Consider the following 2,791-nt stretch of genomic DNA (forward strand, 5'->3'; position numbering starts at 1 on the left):
TGGCGGGCGTCGGCTGGGCGCTCTGGGATCCCGAGAGCCGCGGCGCCGGCGACTGGCGCGGCGAGGCGCTGGCGCTGGTGGCGGCGTTTCTCTGGGCGGGTATCGTGCTGTCGCTGCGGCTGACGGACGCCTCGAAGCTTACCCCCGAGGCGCAACTCCTGTGGCAGCTCGGGCTCTCGGCGGTGGTGGTGCCGATCATCGCGCCGCTCTTCGGGCCGGTGCTGCGCGCCCCTGAGCCGGTGCACGTGGCGGGGCTGCTGTTCCAGGGCGCGGTGGTGGTGGGCATCGGCTTCACCGGCTGGCTGGCGCTGGTGAAACGCTACCGCGCATCCGACGTGGCCTCGTTCAGCTTCCTGTCGCCGGTGCTGGCGGTGGGCTTCGGCTGGCTGTTCCTCGGCGAGCCGGTGGGGCCGCATTTCATCGGCGCGATGGCGCTGGTGGCGGCGGGGATCGTGCTGATCAACCGCCGCTGAGCTCTGGTCTGTCTCCCGGCGTGGCCGTCAGGTGCCGCAGAAGGTGGCGGGGACCACCTCATCCCGGGTTGGCGGGGCCTGAAGCTCTACCGCGTCGGGCTGGTCCTCGTAGGGCCGCGACAGCACCAGGTTCAGGTGGTGGAAGTAGCTCTCGTCGCCGTCGACCGCCGCGGCGATCATCTGCTCGATGCGGTGGTTGCGCGGGATGAAGGCGGGGTTCGATCGGCGCATCAGCCCCTCGGGGTCGGGCTCGGCCTCGATCCGCGCCTTCCACAGCGCGTCCCACACATCATAGGCCTCTCGGTCGGTGAATTGGTCGCGGGCGTCATCCGAGAGCAGGGCGCGGAAGGCGTTGGTGAAATCGGCCTGACCCTTGTGCATGAGCTCGAGCAGCCCCGCGACGAGCTTGGCGTCCTCGGGACGCGGATCGGCGATGCCGAGCTTGGCGGCGAAGCGTTGCAGCCAGGCGGCGCGCAGCTGGTCCGCCATGCCGTGCACGATGCGGGTGAAGACCTGCACGCCGTCGTCGGCGTCGGGCATCAGCGGCACCAGCGCGGTGGCGAGCTGCGCCATGTTCCAGACGACGATGTCGGGTTGCGCGGAATAGGCGTAGCGGCCGTAGCGGTCGATCGAGGAATAGACCTGGTTCGGGTCATAGCGGTCCATGAAGGCGCAGGGGCCATAGTCGATGGTCTCGCCCGAGAGCGTGCAGTTGTCGGTGTTCATCACGCCGTGGATGAAGCCGAGGCTCAGCCATTGCGCCACCAGCGCGACCTGCCGTTCGCAGACCGCGGCGAGCAGCCCGTCGGGGCTGGTGACACCGGGATAGTGGCGCTCGACGGTGTAGTCGAAGAGCGTGCGCAGGGCCTCGGTGTCGCCGCGTGCGGCAAAGACCTGAAAGGTGCCGACGCGGATGTGGCTGCCGGCGACGCGGGTGAGGATGGCCCCGGGCAGGGGACCTTCGCGCAGGATGTCCTCGCCGGTACGCACCGCCGCCAGCGCGCGGGTCGTGGGCACGCCGAGCGCGTGCATCGCCTCGCTCACCACGTATTCGCGCAGCACCGGGCCGAGCCACGCGCGGCCGTCGCCGCGGCGGGAATAGGGGGTGGGACCCGAGCCCTTGAGCTGGATGTCGCGCCGGGTCCCGCTGCGGTCGACGACCTCGCCCAGCAGATGCGCGCGGCCATCGCCGAGCTGCGGCGAGAAGCCTCCGAACTGGTGCCCGGCGTAGAGCTGGGCCAGCGGATCGGCGCCCTCGGGCAGCACGTTGCCGGCCAGCACCGGCGCCAGCCGTGGGTCGTCGGTGCCGGTGATGCCGAGCTCTTCGGCCAGCGGTGCGTTGAAGGCGACGAGCGACGGGCGCGCCACCGGGGTGGGCTTCAGCCGGGTGTAGAAGGTGGCGGGAAGCCGGGCGTAGCTGTTGTCGAAGGGGATGTGCAGGGTCATGCCACAGAGATAATCGAACCGTCGGGGAAAGGAAGGGGTCTGGCACGGCCCGTCGGGCGAGGAGATGCCGAAGGTGCCGGGCGGGGCCGGGACATGCTGCCGCCATGTCCGCAAGGGGCCGCGAAGAGGGGGGCGATGGCCGACAACACCGCGAGGATCCCGGCCATCAAGCTCGAGGAGGCCGGCGCCACGGGACCTTCGAGAAGGACGATCTCGACCACCCCGAGGAGCTGGTGGCGGCGCTAAAGGATGCCCCCGGGCCGACCGCCGGGTTCGGGGCGCTCACACCGGCGGCCCGGCGCAGCTGGGTGCTGCACCTGACGCAGGCCAGACAATCCGCGACACGGATTTCGCGGCTGAGGAAGGCGCGGGCGAAGATCCTCGGGGGCGAGGGGTTCAACCACCGCTGAGCGGGCGCGGACTGCGTCAGAGCACCCGGCTCATCAGCGCGTAGCCCTCGCGCATCTTGAAGCGGTTGCGGCGGTAGAACTGCTGAAGCCGTTCGTCGGACCGGTCGGCCTCGAGATGCAGTGCCATGACGCCGCTGTCGCGGAGCCCGAGGGAGAGGTGTTGCAGCGCCTCGCCGCCCATGCCGCGTCGGCGCACGGCGGGGCGGACGTAGAGCTCGTCGACCATGGCATCGAGCCCGCCGAACTCGAGGCTCCAGCCGAAGCTGATCATGATGTAGCCGACCGGCGCCTTGCGCGGACCGATCAGCCAGATCGCCCCGTGCGGCGCGCCCTCGAGGATCGGTTCGAGCGCGCCGCGCACGTGGTCCTCGTTGCTGTCGTAGCGCATCTCGACGTGAAAGGCGCGGACCATGGCCACGAGCCGCTCGAGATCGTCGGGACCGGCGAGGTGGAGGGCCTTCA

General features: G+C 70.6%; 4 protein-coding genes. 2 read left to right on the forward strand and 2 right to left on the reverse strand.

Annotation, left to right across the window (positions count from 1 at the left end; translation table 11 throughout):
• The coding region (locus HC022_RS23260; protein ID WP_167453987.1) for a DMT family transporter at window positions 1-473 on the forward strand (473 nt) is incomplete at its 5' end.
• 27 nt (window positions 474-500) lie between these two features.
• On the opposite strand, the gene HC022_RS23265 is transcribed toward HC022_RS23260, so the two are convergent.
• Window positions 501-1,919, reverse strand: a complete 1,419-nt coding sequence (locus HC022_RS23265) for a YdiU family protein (protein WP_167453988.1) — start codon at window positions 1,917-1,919, stop codon at window positions 501-503.
• Between the two features lie 104 nt (window positions 1,920-2,023).
• On the opposite strand from HC022_RS23265, the gene HC022_RS23270 reads away from it, so the two are divergent.
• Entirely contained in the window at window positions 2,024-2,329 is a 306-nt protein-coding gene (locus HC022_RS23270; protein ID WP_167453989.1) for a YdeI family protein, read from the forward strand.
• Between the two features lie 16 nt (window positions 2,330-2,345).
• Here the strand turns inward: HC022_RS23270 and HC022_RS23275 are convergent.
• Window positions 2,346-2,791 (reverse strand): N-acetyltransferase (locus HC022_RS23275; protein ID WP_167453990.1); only part of this gene is annotated, 446 nt, incomplete at its 5' end.

Source organism: Salipiger sp. HF18 (assembly GCF_011806505.1).
GTDB classification, from domain to species: Bacteria; Pseudomonadota; Alphaproteobacteria; order Rhodobacterales; family Rhodobacteraceae; genus Salipiger; species Salipiger thiooxidans.

What these genes read in the sequence shown, in the direction of transcription:
- HC022_RS23265 (WP_167453988.1), bottom strand. Translation starts at nt 1,919, where the DNA reads ATGACCCTGCACATCCCCTTCGACAACAGCTACGCCCGGCTTCCCGCC.
- HC022_RS23270 (WP_167453989.1), top strand. Translation starts at nt 2,024, where the DNA reads ATGTCCGCAAGGGGCCGCGAAGAGGGGGGCGATGGCCGACAACACCGC.